The 19,321-nt window shown below is 62.4% G+C and carries 20 protein-coding genes; 12 read left to right on the plus strand and 8 right to left on the minus strand.

Annotated elements, in window-relative coordinates; translation table 11 throughout:
• Positions 1-48 precede the first annotated feature (48 nt).
• A complete protein-coding gene (locus GTP69_RS25365) occupies positions 49-2,166 on the plus strand; it encodes a phosphocholine-specific phospholipase C (RefSeq protein ID WP_161057488.1) in 2,118 nt (705 codons plus the stop codon).
• Here the strand turns inward: GTP69_RS25365 and GTP69_RS25370 are convergent.
• Positions 2,141-3,187: a DUF5694 domain-containing protein gene (locus GTP69_RS25370; RefSeq protein ID WP_371868118.1), complete on the minus strand. Its 1,047-nt coding sequence runs from the start codon at positions 3,185-3,187 to the stop codon at positions 2,141-2,143. The two genes, GTP69_RS25365 and GTP69_RS25370, sit on opposite strands and share 26 nt — an antisense overlap.
• A 170-nt stretch (positions 3,188-3,357) precedes the next feature.
• Here GTP69_RS25370 and GTP69_RS25375 point away from each other — a divergent pair, with 170 nt between their 5' ends.
• Genes GTP69_RS25375 through GTP69_RS25385 form a run of 3 tightly spaced genes read left to right on the plus strand, consistent with a single transcriptional unit; the run spans position 3,358 to position 5,535 of the window.
• Positions 3,358-3,915, plus strand: coding sequence for an RNA polymerase sigma factor (locus tag GTP69_RS25375; protein WP_161057489.1), 558 nt, complete (start codon positions 3,358-3,360; stop codon positions 3,913-3,915).
• 16 nt (positions 3,916-3,931) lie between these two features.
• Positions 3,932-4,291: a hypothetical protein gene (locus GTP69_RS25380; protein WP_371868119.1), complete on the plus strand. Its 360-nt coding sequence runs from the start codon at positions 3,932-3,934 to the stop codon at positions 4,289-4,291.
• Positions 4,288-5,535, plus strand: a complete 1,248-nt coding sequence (locus GTP69_RS25385; protein WP_161057490.1) for an MFS transporter — start codon at positions 4,288-4,290, stop codon at positions 5,533-5,535. The genes GTP69_RS25380 and GTP69_RS25385 overlap by 4 nt, the downstream gene beginning before the upstream one ends.
• Here the strand turns inward: GTP69_RS25385 and GTP69_RS25390 are convergent.
• Positions 5,528-6,292: a substrate-binding periplasmic protein gene (locus GTP69_RS25390; RefSeq protein WP_161057491.1), complete on the minus strand. Its 765-nt coding sequence runs from the start codon at positions 6,290-6,292 to the stop codon at positions 5,528-5,530. The genes GTP69_RS25385 and GTP69_RS25390 overlap by 8 nt on opposite strands.
• Positions 6,293-6,390: 98 nt before the next feature.
• Here GTP69_RS25390 and GTP69_RS31145 point away from each other — a divergent pair, with 98 nt between their 5' ends.
• The 3 genes from GTP69_RS31145 to GTP69_RS25400 all read left to right on the plus strand — a co-directional run bounded on the left by GTP69_RS31145 (position 6,391) and on the right by GTP69_RS25400 (position 8,414).
• On the plus strand, positions 6,391-6,582 hold the full coding sequence (locus GTP69_RS31145; RefSeq protein ID WP_146235958.1) for a hypothetical protein: 192 nt from the start codon (positions 6,391-6,393) through the stop codon (positions 6,580-6,582).
• Positions 6,583-6,759: 177 nt separating this feature from the next.
• A complete protein-coding gene (locus GTP69_RS25395; protein ID WP_161057492.1) occupies positions 6,760-7,482 on the plus strand; it encodes a sensor histidine kinase in 723 nt (240 codons plus the stop codon).
• A 17-nt stretch (positions 7,483-7,499) separates the two neighbouring features.
• Positions 7,500-8,414 carry a LysR family transcriptional regulator gene (locus tag GTP69_RS25400; RefSeq protein ID WP_161057493.1) on the plus strand — a complete coding sequence of 305 codons (915 nt, stop codon included), beginning with the start codon at positions 7,500-7,502 and terminating at the stop codon, positions 8,412-8,414.
• 47 nt (positions 8,415-8,461) lie between these two features.
• Here the strand turns inward: GTP69_RS25400 and GTP69_RS25405 are convergent, their stop codons facing one another.
• The gene (locus GTP69_RS25405) at positions 8,462-8,710 is read right to left on the minus strand and encodes a DUF3297 family protein (RefSeq protein WP_110848463.1); all 249 of its coding nucleotides are present in this window, start codon (positions 8,708-8,710) and stop codon (positions 8,462-8,464) included.
• A 12-nt stretch (positions 8,711-8,722) separates the two neighbouring features.
• Positions 8,723-9,928 carry a cation:proton antiporter gene (locus tag GTP69_RS25410; RefSeq protein WP_161057494.1) on the minus strand — a complete coding sequence of 402 codons (1,206 nt, stop codon included), beginning with the start codon at positions 9,926-9,928 and terminating at the stop codon, positions 8,723-8,725.
• Positions 9,929-10,039: 111 nt separating this feature from the next.
• Between GTP69_RS25410 and GTP69_RS25415 the strand changes: the two genes are divergently transcribed.
• The 5 genes from GTP69_RS25415 to GTP69_RS25435 all read left to right on the plus strand — a co-directional run bounded on the left by GTP69_RS25415 (position 10,040) and on the right by GTP69_RS25435 (position 15,532).
• Entirely contained in the window at positions 10,040-10,489 is a 450-nt protein-coding gene (locus tag GTP69_RS25415; RefSeq protein ID WP_174864423.1) for a MarR family winged helix-turn-helix transcriptional regulator, read from the plus strand.
• Positions 10,486-11,805 (plus strand): MFS transporter, encoded by a 1,320-nt coding sequence (locus GTP69_RS25420; RefSeq protein WP_161057495.1) that lies wholly within the window; start codon positions 10,486-10,488, stop codon positions 11,803-11,805. Before GTP69_RS25415 ends, GTP69_RS25420 begins: the two co-directional genes overlap by 4 nt.
• Positions 11,806-11,815: 10 nt before the next feature.
• The gene (locus GTP69_RS25425; protein WP_161057496.1) at positions 11,816-12,778 is read left to right on the plus strand and encodes a LysR family transcriptional regulator; all 963 of its coding nucleotides are present in this window, start codon (positions 11,816-11,818) and stop codon (positions 12,776-12,778) included.
• Between the two features lie 141 nt (positions 12,779-12,919).
• The gene (locus GTP69_RS25430) at positions 12,920-14,215 is read left to right on the plus strand and encodes a Glu/Leu/Phe/Val family dehydrogenase (RefSeq protein WP_161045858.1); all 1,296 of its coding nucleotides are present in this window, start codon (positions 12,920-12,922) and stop codon (positions 14,213-14,215) included.
• Between the two features lie 84 nt (positions 14,216-14,299).
• Complete coding sequence (locus GTP69_RS25435) at positions 14,300-15,532, plus strand: malic enzyme-like NAD(P)-binding protein (protein WP_161057497.1); 1,233 nt, start codon at positions 14,300-14,302, stop codon at positions 15,530-15,532.
• On the opposite strand, the gene GTP69_RS25440 is transcribed toward GTP69_RS25435, so the two are convergent.
• The 4 genes from GTP69_RS25440 to GTP69_RS25455 form a co-directional block, all read right to left on the minus strand.
• Complete coding sequence (locus GTP69_RS25440; protein ID WP_161057498.1) at positions 15,533-15,940, minus strand: nuclear transport factor 2 family protein; 408 nt, start codon at positions 15,938-15,940, stop codon at positions 15,533-15,535. It abuts the gene before it with no gap.
• A gap of 66 nt (positions 15,941-16,006) precedes the next feature.
• Complete coding sequence (locus tag GTP69_RS25445) at positions 16,007-16,336, minus strand: YnfA family protein (protein WP_161057499.1); 330 nt, start codon at positions 16,334-16,336, stop codon at positions 16,007-16,009.
• Positions 16,337-17,596, minus strand: a complete 1,260-nt coding sequence (locus GTP69_RS25450) for a glycosyltransferase (protein WP_161057500.1) — start codon at positions 17,594-17,596, stop codon at positions 16,337-16,339. It abuts the gene before it with no gap.
• A 60-nt stretch (positions 17,597-17,656) separates the two neighbouring features.
• On the minus strand, positions 17,657-19,303 hold the full coding sequence (locus GTP69_RS25455; protein WP_161057501.1) for a methyl-accepting chemotaxis protein: 1,647 nt from the start codon (positions 19,301-19,303) through the stop codon (positions 17,657-17,659).
• Positions 19,304-19,321 lie beyond the last annotated feature (18 nt).

The following is a 19,321-nucleotide window of genomic DNA, read 5'->3' on the forward strand; positions in this document are numbered from 1 at the left end:
ACATTCGCCCGCTATGATCGACGCTTCAGCTATTTCTCCTCTGCCAGCATGTCGATCAACCGCCGTCAATTTCTCCGCTACGCCGCTGGTGCGGGCGGCGCCGCCACCCTGTTTCCCGACCTGATCCGCGACGCGCTGGCGGTGCCCGCCAACAATGTCACCGGCACGCTGGCCGACATTGAACACGTGGTGATCTTCATGCAGGAAAATCGCTCCTTCGACCATTACTTCGGCACGCTGTCGGGCGTGCGCGGCTTTGACGATCCGCGCGCCATCAAGCTGCCGGATGGTCGCCCGGTCTGGTATCAGCCGGATGCTGCCGGCGGCCATGTACTGCCGTTCCACTTCGACGCCAAAAACACCAGCGCGCTGTCGCTCGGCACCGACCACACGTGGAAAGGCGCGCAAGCCATCTGGCAAGGCTGGGATGCGTGGGTCAAACGCAAAACGCCGCAATCGATGGGCTATTTCGACCGTGGCGACCTGCCCTTCTACTACGCACTGGCCGACGCCTTCACCATCTGTGACGCCTACCATTGCTCGATCTTCGGCGCCACCGATCCGAACCGCATGGTCGCGCTAACCGGCACCAGCCAGGGCTGGATCGGCACCATGGGCAAGCTGTACAACGTCAACGCGGCCGGCTACTTCAACGGCGATCCGGCGCTGGACAACATCACGCCCGAGGTCATCAGCGGCGCACCCAACTGGCGCACCTACGCCGAGGTGCTGGAAGCCAGTCAGGTCAGCTGGAAGGTCTACCAGGAATGGGATAACTACGGCGACAACTACCTGGCCTATTTCCGCAATTTCCGCGTCAACGCCGACGGCAGCCGTCTCGCCGAGGACGCGCCGCTGTACCAGAAAGGCCGCATGCTGGCGCCCGGCTCCACGGCCGCCAACGCCACCGGCACCACGGCCGACTGGCTGGTGAACAGCTTCGCCGACGACGTCCGCCACAACCGCCTGCCGCAGGTGTCGTGGATCTGCTCGCCCAACGATTACACCGAGCACTCGCCCAACTCGCCCAACGCCGGCGAACAGATCACCGCCCGCCTGCTGGCGGCGCTGGTGGCCAATCCGGAGGTCTGGTCCAAGACCGTGTTCCTGCTGATGTACGACGAGAACGACGGCTTCTTTGACCACGTACCGTCCGACCTGGCGCCGCTGAATCCATCCATGGGCAAGACCACGCTGGCCGAGATCGGCGTCCATGAAACCTATCAGGGCGAGCCAGTCGGCCTCGGGCCGCGCGTGCCGATGCTGGTGATTTCGCCGTGGAGCCGGGGCGGCCGCGTGTGCTCGCAGCTGTTCGATCACACCTCGCAGTTGCGCTTCCTCGAAGAGTGGCTGGTGAGCAAAGGCAAGCAGCGCGCCGCCGTGCAGTGCGACCAGATCTCGCCATGGCGCCGCGCCGTGTGCGGCAACCTGACTTCGGCCTTCGATTTCAGTACGCCCAACCGCGAATGGCCAGCCAGCGTGCCGCCGACCGCGGCCTATGCGCGCGTCTCCGGCAAGCCTTACCCGCAACCGCCCGTCAACCAGACGTTGCCGAAGCAGGAGCCGCAGCCGGCGAGCGGTCCGCGTCCCGCCTGTGCGCTGCCGTATGACCTGGCGGTGCATGGCCAGTCGACCGGTCCGCAGCAGTTTGCACTGAGTTTCGCCAACGACGGCACAGCCGGCGCCGCCTTCATCGTCTACTCCAGCCTGCGCGCGGGCGGTCCGTGGTACTACACGGTAGAAGCAGGCAAAAAGATCGATAGCGAACCTTGGCATTTCGACGACGCTTACGAGCTTAGTGTGCACGGCGCCAACGGCTTCCTGCGCCAATTCAGCGGACAGCTTGCCGCGACTGGTGCACGGCCGCAGCTTGAGACGCACTATGAGCGGGGCAACATCACCCTGCTACTCTCCAACCGCGAAGGCAGCGAAGCATGCAGCTTCACCGTCTCCGATAACGCCTACGGCGCGGTGGCTGCCACTTACACGGTGGCGGCCGGTGCTGCCACGACAGTGGCCTGCGATCTGTCAGCCAGCTTTGGCTGGTACGACCTTAGCGTCGTCACCAGCACCGATCCGCATTGGCTACGCCGTGCAGCCGGTCACGTCGAAACCGGACGCGCTAGCCGAACCGATCCGCTCATCGGAGCACATCAGCCACGTTGACGATGTCCACACCTTGCAGTTGCCCCAGCCAGGCATCGAACCACGACTTGTGGGCCGAGCCGACGATGGTCAGCACCCGGGCGCCGGGCTGTTCGCGGAACGTCTCGCGGATATTGGCCACCATGCGCAGATTGCGGACTTCCCAGCCGGCCACCCATATTTGCGGATAATGTTCCGGCGACTTGCCGCGCATCGCGGCAAGTACATTGGCGTCAGCCTCGACGGCCAGCGCGGCCGGATCGTTGATCAGCCGGTACAGCGGCAGCAAGTCATCGGCCAGCTTCAGCCCATCTTCCTGTTTTTGCTGCACCTTCGAGGCCGCGCTGCCCGCTGCCCAGGCCCCCTCGATCGAATGGACCAGCGCTTTGATATCCGGTACGTCCAGGCGGTCGCCGGTATGGTTATCGACCGCGTGCACCCGCGCAAGGCCCAGCCTCGCTGCCAGCACGGCGGCTAGCTGGTAGCTCTCGTTGTTGGTGGAGGCCAAGCGTTGCAGCTGTGCGACCAGCGCGTCGTCCAACAGGTCGCCGGCGCGGCGCTCTGGCGCTGGCAATTGCAACCACTGGACGTAAGCGGAGGCCGGCTCGTTCGCCGCCAGGAATACTGCCGCCAGGCGGCGCCGTTGCGCCGGCGTCGGCTGCGCGGGCCAGGTCTTGAGCGTCTGGTAAGCTTCGGCAATGGCCGCCGTCAGGTCAAGGCCGGTGGCGGCCTGGGCCGCTTCGTTGGTTGGGCAGTAGTCCTTGCCGTACTTCGCCGGTTGGCGCGCAGCAAGGTCGCAGTCTTCGCCCGGCTCGTTCTCCACGGTGATGATGGACGGCTTGAACACCGCGAGCTTGTCCAGCATGCCGTTCAGTGCGGCGGGGTTATAACTCTTCGGCATATAGCGCAAATGCACCGTGCCCAGCACCAGAACCTGGGAACGCGGCCCCACCATATCGCGATCCAGCGTCGCAAGATGCCCCTGCGCCTGCGCCGCGACCGGCAATGCGGCGATCACCGCCAACCAATGAAGTCCTCTCACACTGCCCCCCGGATAGATGATGAATGAGATAACAGTGTAAAAAAGAAATCGAACGCGCACGCGTCCGTTTAGACAGAATGCCAATTAAGCGGTACAGGATGCATAATTGCCCCGCCAAAAGTAATTTCAGAGCATTACAATATTCGGAGCTCTGGAACGCCTTCCAGTCTATGACCGCACCACCAACAATAACTGAGCAAGATCAAGCCATCACCGCGACCGTGTTGCGCGAGCGTTCGCGCTTGTGGCATTTCATCCGCCGCCGCGTGGCGGACCAGACGGATGCCGACGATATCCTGCAAGATGTGTTCTACGAGTTCACCCAGGCTTACCACCTGCCGGAGCCGATCGAACAGGTCAGCGCCTGGCTGTTCCGGGTGGCGCGCAACCGTATCATCGACCGCTTCCGCAAGAAGAAGGAAGTCGCCCTTGAGGACCTGGGCAGTGGCGACGAGGACGAGGATTGCCGCCTCGACCTGATGCTGCCTTCCCCCGACGGCGGCCCGGAAGCGGCCTACACCCGCGCCATGCTGCTGGAAGAACTGCAGCGTGCGCTGGAAGCATTGCCCGCCAACCAGCGCGAAGTGTTCATCGCCCACGAGCTGGACGGCATCAGTTTCAAGGAGATGGCGGCAGAGACCGGCGTCTCGATCAACACTTTATTGGCCCGCAAGCGCTACGCCGTGCTGTATCTGCGCCAGCGCCTGCAAGCCCTGTACGACGAATGAAAGGAGTACCAACAAAATGCGTCACGAAAATATGAGCTACAAGAAATTTAAACTGATCAAATGCCTGTGGATACTGGCCGGCGCCGCCGCGTTGGGCGCCATCGTCATGTGGCTATGGAATTGCCTGATCCCGACCATCTTCCCCGGCGCCAATGCCGTGAACTATTGGCAGGCTTTGGGATTGCTGCTACTCTGCCGCATCCTGTTTGGCGGCTTCCGCGGCCATCATCGCGACTGGCACGAAAAGCGCGAGCACTGGCAGCGCTGGCAAGCCATGACGCCGGAAGAGCGCGGTCAGTTCTTCAAGCAGCGCGAACAGTTCTTCAAGCACCGCGCGCCGTTCTGCCGCCCATCCGAAAAGAAAGATAACGAATGAAGAAAACGCCTGCGCCGCCGTTCAGCGGCTACCAGAAAATCGTCGTGGCCATGCTGGCCTTCCTCCAGTTCGCGGTGATCCTCGACTTCATGATCATGTCGCCGCTGGGTGCGCTGATCATGCCGGACCTGCACATCGGGCCGGCGCAATTCGGTCTGGTGGTATCGGCCTACGCCTTCAGCGCCGGCCTCTCCGGCCTGCTGACGGCCGGTTTCGCCGACCGCTACGACCGCAAGAAGCTGCTGCTGTTCTTCTACACCGGCTTTATTATCGGCACCGTCTGGTGCGGCCTGGCGCCGACCTTTGAAAGCCTGCTGGCGGCGCGCATCTTCACCGGCCTGTTCGGCGGCGTGATCGGCTCCATCGTACTGGCCATTTCGACCGACCTGTTCCCGCCGCAAATGCGCGGCCGCGTCATGGGCCTGATCCAGACCGCGTTTGCCGCCAGCCAGGTGCTGGGCATCCCGGTCGGCATCTACCTGTCCAACCAGTGGAACTGGCATGTGCCGTTCATCGCCATGGCCGCGTTTGGCCTGGCCGGCGGTTTGGTGGTGGCGTGGAAAATGCAGCCGGTCAATGCCCACCTCGGCAAGCCGCAGGAACACAGCGCCTTCATGCACCTGTACCACACGCTGACCGAGCAGCGCTACCTGCTGGCGTTTGCCATTACCGCCCTGCTGACCACCGGCGGCTTCATGCTGATGCCGTTCAGCAGCGCCTACATCGTCAACAACATGGGGATCGACCTGCACCACCTGCCGACCGTGTACCTGATCACCGGCGTGTGCACCATCTTCATCGGCCCGATGATCGGCCGCGCTGCCGACGCCTTCGGCAAGTTCCGCGTGTTCCTGTTCGGCACCGCGCTGTCGATCGCCATGGTGCTGATCTACACCCATCTGGGCCGGGTGCCGCTGTGGATGCTGGTGGTGGTCAACACGATGATGTTCGTCGGTATCTTCTCGCGCATGATTCCATTCCAGGCGCTGTCGTCGACAGTGCCGGTGCAGACCCAGCGCGGTTCGTACAACGCCATCAGCGCGTCGATCCAGCAACTGGCCGGCGGCCTGGCGTCGGTGGTCTCCGGCCACATCGTCACCCAGGCGGCGGATGGCCGCTTGCAGCACTTCGACACGGTAGGCTACGTGGTAGTGGGCACTTCGCTGGTCGCTGGCGCACTGCTGTGGCGGCTGAACCGCAACCTGGCGGCGCCGGCAGCGCCAGTGGCCCCCGCCACTATTTGAGGGGCTGAATGCCGTACTTGTCGGCGATGTGCCGCATGGCATCGCTGTTGTGCAACTGGGTAAACGCTTGCCGCAAGCGCTGCACCGTGGCGGCTGGCGTTCCCAGGCTGGCCGCCACGTAGTAGCCGCTGATCTCGGGCATCTGCATGCCGCGTTCCAGCAGCGCGCACGACACATTGGCGCGCAGGCACAGGTTATTGATCGACAACTCCGTGGCCACCATCAAGTCGACCCGTCCGGCCACCAGCTTTTGCAGGCTGAAGACATCCTTGGCCGACAGGTCCGCCGTCAGCCCCAGCTGGTGCAACTGCTCCTCGACCACATCACCGCGATTGGCGGCAATCCGGTACGGCTTCAGGTCGGCCAGCGTGTGCGTCTGAATATCCTGCCGGGCCGCCAGCTTGTACAGGTAGACATTGCGCGGTGCGATGGTGGCGATCCAGTGGAACTGGTTTTCCCGTTGCGGTGTACGGACGATGCTGTAAATCAGCACATTGGGCCGCGCCGTAGCCATCTGCAGCGCGCGCGCCCACGGATAAATCTGAATCTCGTAGTCGATGCCCGCCCGCCCCAGCGCGGCGCGCACCACCTCGGTTGAATAACCGCTGACCTCGCCCCGCTCAACATAGCTGTAAGGCGCAAACTCTTCCGTTACCACCGTCAGCGGCGCGGCCGCCAGGGCGCACGACACCGTGCCGCAGGCGATCACCGCCGCCAGCCAAGGTAGCCACTTATCCAAAATGTTAATAAAAACCATTTTTATTTCCACATGGAATCATTTTCTATTATAATATTTTCGGTAGGAAATTATCGAACCACCCACCAACCTTATCAGATTCAAAAGGGAGAAAGTGCATGAATTCCAGAAATATGGATGCCGCCTGTCTGCGTGCCCTGCGCCGCCGCGGTCACTCCGACGCCAGTATCGCCGCGATGACGCCGGAGGAAGCGTTTTGTGAATACTGTGCATACCACGGGATCATGAACCTTGTGCCAGCCACGCTGCAAATGCTGGACAAGCTGCGCGGCGATCCGGCCACGCATTAAGCCGCCATCCTGCGGTACCAGCTTCAAGGGCTGAGTCCTGTCTTGCACAGGCCTCAGCCCTTTGTTTTTATGCGACGCCCGCGATAAGCGAGTCTTATCGAGCAGATAATTATTTCTAATTGGAACGTGCGATCTATTCTGCGTAGAATCCGCGCGATTCAACTGAATAAGAGTCGCATGCGCAATCGCAAAGTCTTCATGACGCCGGATGAGCTCTCGGAGCTACTGTTCCGCGAGCGGCAAAGCGAACGCAATCGCATTGCCCGCATCTTGCATGACGACTTCCTCCAGCAGTGCCACATGATCGTGCTGGCCTTGCAAAACCCTGCCGCCGACCTGCAGGCGATCGCGGAAAAAACCGGCGAAGCCATGAGCCTCGGCAGGGATTTGATTTATGAACTGCGCCAGCCCAATGCCTCCGCGTCGTTGAGCCAGCGTATCGATGGCTTGGCGCTTGCGGTCTGCGAACCGGCCGGCATCCGGTTTCAGTCGCGCTTGTCGGCAGCGCTGTCTACCCAGACCAACAGCTTTGCCGACGAACTCTTCATGTGCCTCGCCGAAGCGATCCGCAACGCCGTGCGGCATGCCGGCGCCAGCCGGATTTCCATTACCGAAGAATGGCGGGCGGCGCAGGCAATCATTCGCGTCACCGACGATGGCTGCGGCATTCCGGACGACGTGCTGCGCCAGCCGCAGTCCGGCGCGCACTTCGGCCTGCACGGCATGCGCGAACGCGCCACCAGTCTCGGCGCGCGCTTCAGCATCCGCAGCAACAGCGGTTCCGGCACCACCGTGGCGTTTCGCTTCAGCGCCCCATCGTGGCGATCACAAGAGGGCCTCGCGCCGGATTCATCGCGTAGAATGAGCAGCCACACTCAGCCCAAAGGTTTAAACCAATGAAGACCTCAGAACTGAGAATGTATCAAAACTTTTTAATCCTGACCCAGGAGCTGCACTTCGGCCGGGCAGCGGAACTGGCGTCGATTACGCAGCCGGCGCTGAGCCAGCAAATTGCGCGGCTGGAGGAAAACCTCGGCGCCAAACTGTTCATCCGCGACCAGCGCCAGCTGGCGCTGACGCCGGCGGGCATCGTCTTCCGCGACGGCATCGCCAAAATCATCAGCAATCTCGACCAGCTGGCGCAGCGCACCGCCGCTGCCGGCGGCGAGGAGAACATGGCGATTGCCATCGGCATCACCGAATACGCCAGCCTGCCGGTGCTGGCGGGGGCGATGAGCCAGCTTCAGCATGCCTATCCCAGCGCGCGGCTGCAGCGTCAGGAGATTCTCAACCAGCAGCAAAGCACCGCCCTGATGCGCGCGCAGATCGATGTCGGGGTCGGCGTGGTGCTACGCGGCGCGGACACCGGTCTGCCCCACTGCGCCGAGGTCAGCAGCCGCCTGGTGGCGGCATCGCCATGGGCCTTGCTGCTGCCCGAAACGCACCGCTGGGCCGGCATGCAGCAGCTCCCGCTCAGCAGCCTGGCGGAAGAAAACATTATCGTGTTCGCGCGCGAAGTCAATCCGCCCGTATACGACGGCCTGGTCGAGGCATGCCGGGTGGCCGGCGTGACGCCGAATTTCGTGTTCGCGGCCACGCAGTCGCTGTTCGGCATCCAGCTGGCCAAAGATGGCATGGGCCTGATGCTGGGCACTTCGTTTGTGCTGGGCGCGCCACCGGCCGGCATGCGCGCGGTCCGGCTGGAGGGGCTGCCGCCGCTGGCCATGATGCTGAACTGGCGCAGCGACGAATGCCGGCCAGTCGTCAAAGTCTTCCTGGAACTGCTGCTGGCGTCGGCCAGCCGCTACGACGATCCGCAAGCCACAATGTAAAAAGCCGCCGTGGCGAACCAGGCGGCTTTTCTGACGGAGGCCGGTGCTTAGCGGTAGAACGCTTCGACCGTGCCTTTCAGCTTGATTAGCATCGGATTGCCGAAACGGTCCAGCGACTTACCGGCTGGAACCTTGATCCAGCCTTCGCTGATGCAGTATTCATCGACATCCATGCGTTCTTTGCCGTTGAACTTGATGCCAACATCGTGTTCAAACACGGCGGCGACGTGGAATTTGCTGCGAGGATCAATCGACAGACGATCCGGCAGTGGAGGGAGTTGAGTAGTATCGTTCATCCCCATATTATATCAGCTGGTTTTGAAGATCAGCTGCGCCACGCGCTGCAATTTTGGATAGACCATCGGCACCGTCAGCATGGTGCTGCCGATCGCCATCAACAGCAGCGCGGTGAAGGTCTCGCTGGTGATGATCTGTTTATCCAGCAGAATATTGACGAAAATGATCATGATCAGCGCCTTGGTTTGCAGCAGCCAGCCGATGATCGACGCCTCGCCCGGCGCCCACTTGAGGATCTTGCCGGCCAGATGGATGCCGGCCAGCTTGCCCGACACCGACGCCACCAGCAGCACCAGCGCCACCAGGAACACCGCCGAACCGCCCACTGCCCAGTTGGTGCGCAGGCCGGTACTCAGGAAGAACACCGGCATCACCGCCATCAGCACATTGGCGCGCATGAAGTCCATCTTTTCCTGATTAAACCAGTCGGCATCCATCACCGCGCCGGCCAGGAAGGCGCCGACCATATAGTGCAAGCCGGCCCAGTCCGCTGCCAGCGCACACACCGCCAGCCAGATGAAGGAAATGTACCAGCGGTCGCGCTCCGGAATACGCACCATCAGCATGCGGAACAGTTTAGTCGCCAGCGCGAACAGCAGCAGGAAGCCGGCCTGGCGGCCGACCCGGTCCCAGTCCAGCATGATCACCGCCAGCACGCCCCAGATGGCGATGTCGTCCAGGCTGGCGTAGCGCAGAATCCGCTGGCCGATCGGCTGGCGCAGGATGTCCAGTTTTTCCATCAGCAGGATCAGGATCGGCAGCGCGGTCACCGCGCAGGCCATGCCGACGCCCAGCACGAACTGCCAGTCATGCGCCTTCGGTCCAATCCAGCCAGCGTAGCCAACCATTCCCAGCGCGGCGACACAGCCGAACAGCAGCGGCGTGCCCAGCGCCAGGCCGGCGGTGATGGTGCTCTCGCGGCGGTGCTCCCAGGCTTTTTTCAAATCCAGCTCAATGCCGGCGATCATCACGAAAATCATCACCGCCCACCAGGCGATGCCGTTCAGCGACTGCACCACTTGCGGATTGAACACGAAAGAATAGTACTCGGGAAAAGCGCGCCCCATTACGCCCGGCCCCAGCAGGATGCCGGCAATAATCTGCACTACCACGAGTGGCGCATAGTAGTCCGTACCGCCCAGGCGCCAGATCAGGTAAGGCACGCTGAAAATAATTGTCATCGCGATCAGGAAGATCTCGGTGGTCCCCATATGCATTGCTATCCCCATTTATGTAGTTTTCTTTCAGTTTAGCGAATCCTGAATAAAAACTATACAATGATTGCTTACTCAAGTATTATTCAAGCATAACTCAACAAGGGAGCAACTATGGATACGCCGATCAGCCCCAGTCTGGAATTCACTTTGCGCCTGGCCCGCGCCCAAGCCACCCTCGTGCGCCGCCTCGACCAGGTGTTGGGCGGCTACCACGGCATCAGCTTCAGCGACTTCATGCTGCTGCATTATCTGAGCCGCGCACCCGGTGGCCGTCTGCGCCGCGTCGACTTGGCCGAGCGCCAGGGGCTGACCGCGTCCGGAGTCACCCGCACCTTGCTGCCGCTGGAGAAAATCGGCCTGGTCGAACGCCAGCAAGACCCGCGCGATGCCCGCGTGGCCTACGCCGCCATCACCGACACCGGCCGCGAACTGCTGAACAACGCCGTCACCGTGGTGGACCAGATCAGCAAAGACCTGCTGCGCAGTTGCCCGCCGTCGCAGTTCGGTGACTTGAGCAACGCGCTGGCGCTGATCGCCGGCATGAACGCCTCCAACTCATGAACGCGCTCAAGCAAAACACCAACTTCAAGTGGCTGATGCGCGGCGGCGTGATCTCCGCGCTGGGCGACCAGCTGACCATGATCGCCCTGCCCTGGCTGGTGCTCAAGCTGACCGGCGACACGCTGGCGCTGGGACTGGTGATCGCGCTGATGAGCATCCCGCGCGCGGTCTTCATCCTGGTCGGCGGCGCGCTGGTGGACCGCTACTCGCCCAAGCGCGTGCTGATGCTGACCAAGTACGTCAACGCCGTGCTGCTTGCGCTGCTGACGCTACTGGTGATGAACATCGCCTCGGCGCCGACCGTGGCGCTCAGTTCATCGCTGTCGCTGACGGTCGCCATCTCGCCGCATCTGGCGCTGCAGCTGATTTACGTGCTGGCTTTGGGACTGGGTCTGGCGCAGGCGTTCGCCATGCCGTCCGGGATGTCGATCCTGCCGCTGGCCATCCCCGCCGACAATCTGCAAGCCGCCAACGGCATGATGATGGGCATCCGCCAGGTCACCATGCTGATCGGCCCCTTGCTGGCGGCCGGCCTGCTGGCGTTTGCCGGCGATGGCAACGGCGGCGTAAGCAACGCGCATGGACTTGCGCTGGCCTTCGGCTTCGATTGCCTGAGCTATCTGGTCTCCGCATGGACGCTGGCCAAGGTCACGCTGCTGTCCGCCGCCGCACCGTCAACCACCGACGCCAAATCGCAGTCGGTACTGCGCTCGGTCGGCGCCGGCCTGCGCATGGTGTGGGACGATGTGCCGATGCGCCTGTGCTTCATCTACTGGGGCACGGTGTCGCTGTTCATCGGCGGCGCGATGCAGGTGGCGCTGCCGGTGCTGGCCAGCCAGCTGCACGGCGCCTCCACCCTCGGCCTGATCATGGGCGCACACGGCGCCGGCACGCTGCTGGGCATGGGCGCCTCGGCCAAACTCGGAACGCGGCTGCGCTTCGCCAGCTTCGGCGCGATGATACTGACGGCGGACGCCATCGCCGGCATTTTGCTGGCGCCACTCGGCATGGTGCAGGCGGTGTGGCAGGCGGCCTTGCTGATGCTGACCCTCGGCCTGCTGACCGGCTATATGCAGATCAAGGTCTTCACCTGGATCCAGCAACGCGTACCGCCGCAGATGATGGGCCGCGCCATGAGCATCTTCATGTTCATCTTTATGGGACTGGCGCCGTTGTCGGCCGCCGCCACCGGATGGATATTGACGCTGGTCTCGCTGTCGCAATTGTTCCTCGGCGGTGGCATCATACTGGTGACGTTTGCGGCCGGCGCGTATTTGTTCACGCCGATCCGCAGCATCGCATCGACGACACCGTAAAGGACTTTGCATGGAAACCAAATGGCTGGAAGACTTCATCTCGCTGGTCGAGACCAATAACTTCAGCCGCTCGGCGGCGCTGCGCCACGTGACGCAGCCCGCCTTCTCCCGCCGCATCCAGTCGCTGGAAAACTGGCTGGGCACAGACCTGATCGACCGCACTTCGTATCCGACCCGCTTGACGCCGGCCGGCGTGGTGTTCTACGAACAGGCGCTGGAGATGCTATCGAAGATCAACGGCGCGCGCGAGCTGCTGCGCTCCAAGCGCGCCGCGGCCCAGACCAGCATCGACCTGGCGGTGCCACACACGCTGTCGCTGACCTTCGTGCCGAAATGGCTGACCGGATTGGAGCAGGACTTCGCGCCGATCCGCAGCCGCCTGATGGCGCTCAACGTCCACGACGCCGTGCTGCAACTGGTGGAAGGCGGCTGCGACCTGCTGCTGTGCTATCACCATCCGCGCCAGCCGGTGCAGCTGGACCCGGGCCGCTACGACATGCTGGTGATGGGCCGCGAATCGCTGCGCGCCTACGCCCGCTGCGATAAAAACAAGGTGCCGGAATTTACGCTGCCCGGCACCAAGCGCGCGCCGCTGCCCTTCCTTTCGTACACCAATAACGCCTACCTGGGCCGCATGGTGGAGCTGATCCTCAACGACGCCAAGACGCCGCTGCACCTGGAGCCGCATTATGAAACCGACATGGCCGAAGGCCTGAAGATGATGGCGCTGGAAGGCCGCGGCGTCGCCTTCCTGCCGGAATCCGCCGTCACGCGCGAGCTCAAACAAAAGCAGCTGGCGCGCGCCGATGGCGACACTTCGGACTGGGAGATCGAGATGGAAATCCGCCTGTATCGCGAACGCGCATCCGCCCACCGGCGCGGCAAACCGATCGTCGACCGGCTGTGGGAATTCCTCGAAATGCAGCAGAACGGCGGCCGTAAAAAGCGCAGCCTGCCGTCGTCCGAACGATGAAATTCCTATAACTATGCATCATTTGCATAGCTAAATGCGCATACAGCATTGGCCGCCTCAAAAGCCCAGGCGTAGGATTCGTGCCACTTGAGCACCGCCACAAGCGGCGCTCAGCAAACGAATTCATTGGGAGCCTTGAGCATGACCTCTGTACCAGCACAACACGCACTGCCTTCGTACCTCAACGCCGAAGATCTCGGTCCATGGGGTGTCTATCTGCAGCAAATCGACCGCGTTACCCCGCACCTCGGTAGCCTGTCGCGTTGGGTCGAAACCCTCAAGCGCCCCAAGCGCATCCTGACTGTCGACGTGCCGATCGAGCGCGATGACGGCAGCATTGCGCACTACGAAGGCTATCGCGTGCAGCACAATATGTCGCGTGGTCCAGGCAAGGGCGGCGTGCGCTTCCACCAGGACGTGACCCTGTCCGAAGTGATGGCCCTGTCGGCGTGGATGACCGTGAAAAACGCGGCCGTCAACGTGCCATACGGCGGCGCCAAAGGCGGCATCCGTGTCGATCCTAAAACCCTGTCGCGTGGTGAACTGCAGCGCCTGACCCGCCGCTACACCAGCGAAATCAGCCTGATTATCGGCCCTAACAAAGACATCCCGGCACCGGACGTCAACACCAACGAACAAGTGATGGCGTGGATGATGGACTCCTACGCCATGATCGAAGGTAACCTGTCGACCGGCGTCGTGACCGGCAAGCCAATCTCGCTGGGCGGCTCACTGGGTCGCCGCGAAGCGACCGGCCGCGGCGTGTTCGTGGTGGGCCGTGAAGCCGCAGTCAAACGTGGCGTGGCGATTGCCGGCGCCCGTGTCGCCGTGCAGGGCTTCGGCAATGTCGGCGGCGTGGCAGCGACCATGTTCGCGGAAGCCGGCTCCAAAGTCATCGCCGTGCAGGATCACACCGCGACCGTGGTGCATCAAGGCGGCCTGGATATCGCCCGTCTGCACCACCACGTGGCGGAAACCGGCGGCGTCGCCGGCTTCCCTGGCGCCGAAGCGCAGCTGACGCGTGACGCTTTCTGGGACGTGGAGTCGGACATCCTGATTCCAGCCGCCCTGGAACAGCAGATTACTGCCGCTAACGCGCCGCGTATTCGCACCAAAATCATTCTGGAAGGCGCCAATGGCCCGACCACGCCGGAAGCGGACGACATCCTGACCGACAAGGATGTGCTGATCGTTCCAGACGTGCTGGCCAACGCGGGCGGCGTAACCGTGTCATACTTCGAATGGGTGCAGGATTTCTCCAGCTTCTTCTGGAGCGAAGATGAAATTAATGCACGCCTTACCCGCATCATGCAGGATGCATTCAATGCTGTATGGGCCGTTGCGCAGGACAAGAAAGTCACGCTGCGAACCGCCACCTTCATCCTCGCTTGCACCCGAGTGCTGCAAGCCCGTGAAGTTCGTGGCCTCTACCCATAAACACTGAATCCCCAGCAGTTTGCGCCTGTACCTGCCCTTAGGCTCGTACGGGCGTTTTTCGCTTTACAAGGACTACAAAACAATATGACCACGATAGAACAAAAGGCACTCGCCTATCACCGTGCCGGCAGCGCTGGCAAAATCGCCATCGAAATCACCAAAAGTGTCAGCACCCAGGAAGACCTGGCGCTGGCTTACTCACCCGGCGTGGCCGCGCCATGCGTCGAGATCAAGCGCGATCCGGCCAAGGCTTACGAATACACCGCCAAGGGCAACCTGGTCGGCGTCATCACCAACGGCAGCGCGGTGCTCGGCCTGGGTAACATCGGCGCACTGGCCGGCAAGCCGGTGATGGAAGGTAAAGTTGTGCTGTTCAAGAAGTTCGCCGGCATCGACGCCTTCGACATCGAAATCGACGAAAGCGATCCGGATAAGCTGGTGGACATCATCGCCGCCCTGCATCCGACCTTCGGCGGCATCAACCTGGAAGACATCAAGGCGCCTGAGTGCTTCTACATTGAGCGCAAGCTGCGCGAGCGCCTGTCGATTCCAGTCTTCCACGACGACCAGCATGGCACCGCCATCGTGGTCGGCGCCGGCATGCTGAACGCGATCGAAATGACCGGCCGCGATATCGCTACCGTGAAAATCGTCTGCTCCGGCGCTGGCGCCGCAGCCGTGGCCTGCCTGGACCTGCTGGTGGACCTGGGCGCGCAACGCAAGAACATCTTCGTCTGCGACAGCAAAGGCGTGCTGACCACCGCGCGCAACCTGGACGGCGAAAAAGCCGCCTGGGCGCAGGACACCACCGCCACCACACTGTCGGACGTGATGCACGACGCCGACGTGTTCCTCGGCGTATCCGGTCCCGGCGTGCTGTCGCAAGCCGACATCCAGAACATGAAGGCGCATCCTATCGTCTTCACGCTGGCCAATCCTGAGCCGGAACTGCGTCCGGAACTGGTGCGCGAAGTCGCGCCGGATGCGATCATCGCCACCGGCCGTTCGGACTATCCGAACCAGATCAACAACGCACTGTGCTTCCCTTACCTGTTCCGCGCCGCGCTGGATTCGGGCGCCACCACCATCAACCAGGAAATGAAGCGTGCCTGCGTTGTGGCGCTGGCCGACATGGCGCGCAGCGATGCGCGCTTCAGCAAGGACTACATCGTGCCTGGCCTGCTGGATCCACGCCTGCTGATCGGTGTCACACCGAAGATCGCCGCCGCCGCATGGCGCAGCGGCGTCGCCCGCAAGCAGCTGGTTGAGCTGGAATATGCGGACGACCTGAAAGACCTGGCGGAATCGCTGCTGTAATCAGCTCTTGGGCGGACGGATGCCGGTGTACTGGGCTGACACCAGCAGCCACTTGCCGTCCTTGAGCTGCGCCACATAACCGGCGCGCATCGCAAAGGTGCGCGCCGTTTCGCCCGCGCCCATGGTGTAGGAGATGCGCGTGTAGATCACGGCGCTGTCGCCGAATACGCGCACTAGCGGCTCGTCAACCTTCAGCTGCGGGCTGGGACGCTTCTGCTCCGGCGCATAGAACGACAACATCTTCTCGCGCGGATCCACCTCGCCGACCGGCGAAATCTCGACGTAATTCTCGGCGGTGATAGCCTTCAGCGTGGCCAAATCAAAGCTGCCTTGCGCTTCGGCGTGACGCTTGACCAGCGCCGTCAGCTCCTCATCCACCGGTGCGGCGCCTGCGGCACCGGCGGCCATGACGAGCAAACACTTCAAAACGAATCGCGATATCATCAGATCATCCCTTTCTTGTCGTTGAAATAATTACTGCGACGGCTGCAGCGCAATCACCGCCATGCCCACCAACGCCAGCACCGCACCGGCGATATCGAAACGCGTCAGCGCCACGCCATCCACAAAGCGAAGCCACAGCAGCGCGACGCAAATATACGCACCGCCGTACGCCGCATAGGTGCGGCCAGCGGCCGTCGGATGAAGCGTCAACAGCCAGGCAAACAGCGCCAGCGACACCACGGCCGGCGCCAATAGCCACACCGTTTTACCCTGCTTCAGCACCAGCCAGGGCAAATAGCAGCCGACGATTTCCGCCAGCGCGGTGATAAAGAACAGCGATGCGATTTTGAAGAATGCCATCTACCGGGCTCCAGATACTTGGTTGATCAGACGGACCGCCGCTGCGACACCGTTCTCTTGCGCCATCGCGCGCGCCACCACCGGCGCCTTCGCCTGCATTGCCGGACTGACTGCGCGGAGGCGCGACGCCAGCTGTTTTGCGGTCACGCTGCGGCGATGCAAAGGTTTGCCGGCGATGCCGATGCGGCGCAGCTCCTTGCCCCAATGTTCCTGCTCGCTGATGTGCGCGACGACGACGGACGGCCTGCCCGCCAGCGTGACCGATTGCGTGGTGCCGGCGCCGCCGTGATGCACCACCGCAGCACAGCGTGGGAAGATCAGATGATGCGGCGAGGCCGGGACGTACAGTATCTGCTGGTCGGACTGGAAACCGCAAGCAGCGGCATCTTCAGTCTGAATGATGGCGCGACAACCGGCCATCTGCGCGGCGTCCGTGAACAGGCGCAGGGTATCGGTCTGATTAGGAATGTCGCGCGGCGTCCAGCTACCGAAAGTCATGTAGACCGGTGCATCGCCGGCAGCAAGGAAGGCTTCGACCGCATCGGTCAGGCGGCCTTCGATCTGCATATTCGGCATATCAAGAAAGCCGCACAGCTGGATCGATGACGGCCAATCCGGCTGCCGCTCACACAACTGCGGACTGACCGCCACCAGCGTCAAAAGATCGGACAGCCACACTTCATTGACGAAATCCCTCGTCAACGGCATATTCAAACGCGCCCGCAGGCGATTGGGATAACGCCCCGCCGTTTTTTGCAACGCCCAGCAGCTCAGCCACCACAGGAAGCTTTGTCCGAACGGCAGCCCGATAGGATGGCTATGCCCACTCGGAATCGCTACATGCGACAGCAGCACGCTGACATACGGCTTGCCGGCCTGCTCGGCGGCGATCTGCAAGGGATACATGAAGTAGTGGCCAACCAGCAGATCCGACTCGGCCGCCAGTTCCAGCGCAGCGGCCAGCATCGCCTCTTCCGCTGGCAGGAACGCAGCCTCCATCAGCATCGTCATCTGCTTCAACGGATTGCGCATGCCGATGGCCGCCTCGCCGATGCGCGCCGCTTCAGACAGCGGAATCACCGGCGACGCAATCACCCGCAGCGTCACGCCGGATGGTGACACCATGCCGGCATACGCGCCGCTGTCGACGCAGGTAATCAGCAGCGTCACCTCGTGACCGGCCTGCTGCAAGCCTTCCGCCAGCGCCACGAACGGCCGGATATCGCCGTGACTTCCCCACGTTTGCAAACCAATCTTCATCCGCACTCCATAATTATTTATCAATTATGGAATGCGCAACTCCGTCATGCAAGCGATTAATCAGGCGATGCGGCGTACGTCCTCTTCCAGCGATGGTACAGCCACCGGCGGCGACGCCTTGCGCGTACGGCCACGCAAGCCGCTCACGCTGGCGGTGTGCGACTCCAGCTTGAACACATCCACCACGTGCGCCAGGCTGGTAGCCTGGTCTTGCAGTTCCTGCGCGGCGGCCGATGCCTGCTCGACCAGCGCAGTATTCTGCTGCGTCATGCTGTCCATCTCGCTGATGGCGTTGTTGACCTGCTCAATGCCGGCCGTCTGCTCCATGCTGGCGCCACTGATTTCGCCCATGATCTCGGTCACGCGCTTCACGCTGGTCACCACTTCGTGCATGGTCTCGGCGGCCTTGTGCACCTGCTCGGAGCCGGCGCCCACCTTCACCACCGAATCATCGATCAGCGCCTTGATCTCCTTGGCCGCTGCTGCCGAGCGTTGCGCAAGGTTGCGCACCTCGGTCGCCACCACCGCGAAGCCGCGGCCCTGCTCACCAGCGCGCGCGGCTTCCACCGCCGCATTCAGTGCCAGGATATTGGTCTGGAAAGCGATGCCGTCGATGACCGAAATGATGTCCACGATCTTCTTCGATGACGCATTGATCGACGCCATGGTCACGGTCACCTGCTCCATCACCTGGCCACCCTGCTCCGACACGCCGGACGCCGATACCGCCAGCGTATTGGCCTGCATGGCGTTGTGCGCATTCTGGCGCACGGTGCCGGTCAGTTCTTCCATCGCGGTGGCGACCTTCTCCAGCGATTCCGACTGATGCTCGGTACGTACCGACAGATCGCGGTTACCGCTGGCGATCTCGGAAGACGCCGTGGCGATCAGGTTGGTGCCCTGGCGCACCTGACCAACGATGGACGACAGGTTGTCGCGCATGGCTGCAATCGCGTGCAGCAAGCTGGTTTTGTCATTGGCCTTGACCTGCACCGTCACCGACAGATCACCCTCTGCGATCCTGTTGGCGATGTCGGTCGCGTAGGTCGGTTCGCCGCCCAATTGCTTGAGCAGCAGCTGCGTATTCACCCACGCAATCAGCACGCTCACCAGCAGCGACAACACGGCTTGCAGCACGATCCACAGGAAGGCGTCGCTGGCATGTGCATCCACGCCGGCGCTGGCGGCGCGCGTCTCATCCTGCGACGCTTTCAGCACCGTCGCGATATCGGCCACGATCTGCTTGCGCAGCGGGCTGCATTCATTGGTCAGGAAGGCCGCGAAGCCTTCCATGTCGCCGGCTTCGCGCAGCTGGCGCGGACGCTTCAGCGCATCGGCCATTTTCAGCAGGCCATCGCGCACCTTGGCGAAATTGGCGTCGCCTTTGTACGACGCAGTCATCTGCTCCAGCGCGGCCAGATAAATGGCCTTCTGTTCGTCGACAACCAGCAGCTCTTTTGCTGCCGCTGCGGCATCGGCAAACACATACGCATTGCGCGCCGCGATGCCGGTTTGGTCCAGCGCTTCACGCGCCACGTACAGCGGTTCCAGCTTCTCGCTCATCACGCGCTGCTCGTCGTGGAACGCATTGGTAATCGACGACGTGCGCACAATCGCAAACGTCGCCATGATCAGCATCAGCGCAGTCAGCGTGCCAAAGCTCAGTGCCAGCTGCGTACCTATTTTTAGTTTTTTAAACGCTTCCATCAACTTCCTATTTGTAAA

Source organism: Duganella levis, assembly GCF_009857605.1.
GTDB lineage: Bacteria > Pseudomonadota > Gammaproteobacteria > Burkholderiales > Burkholderiaceae_D > Rugamonas > Rugamonas levis.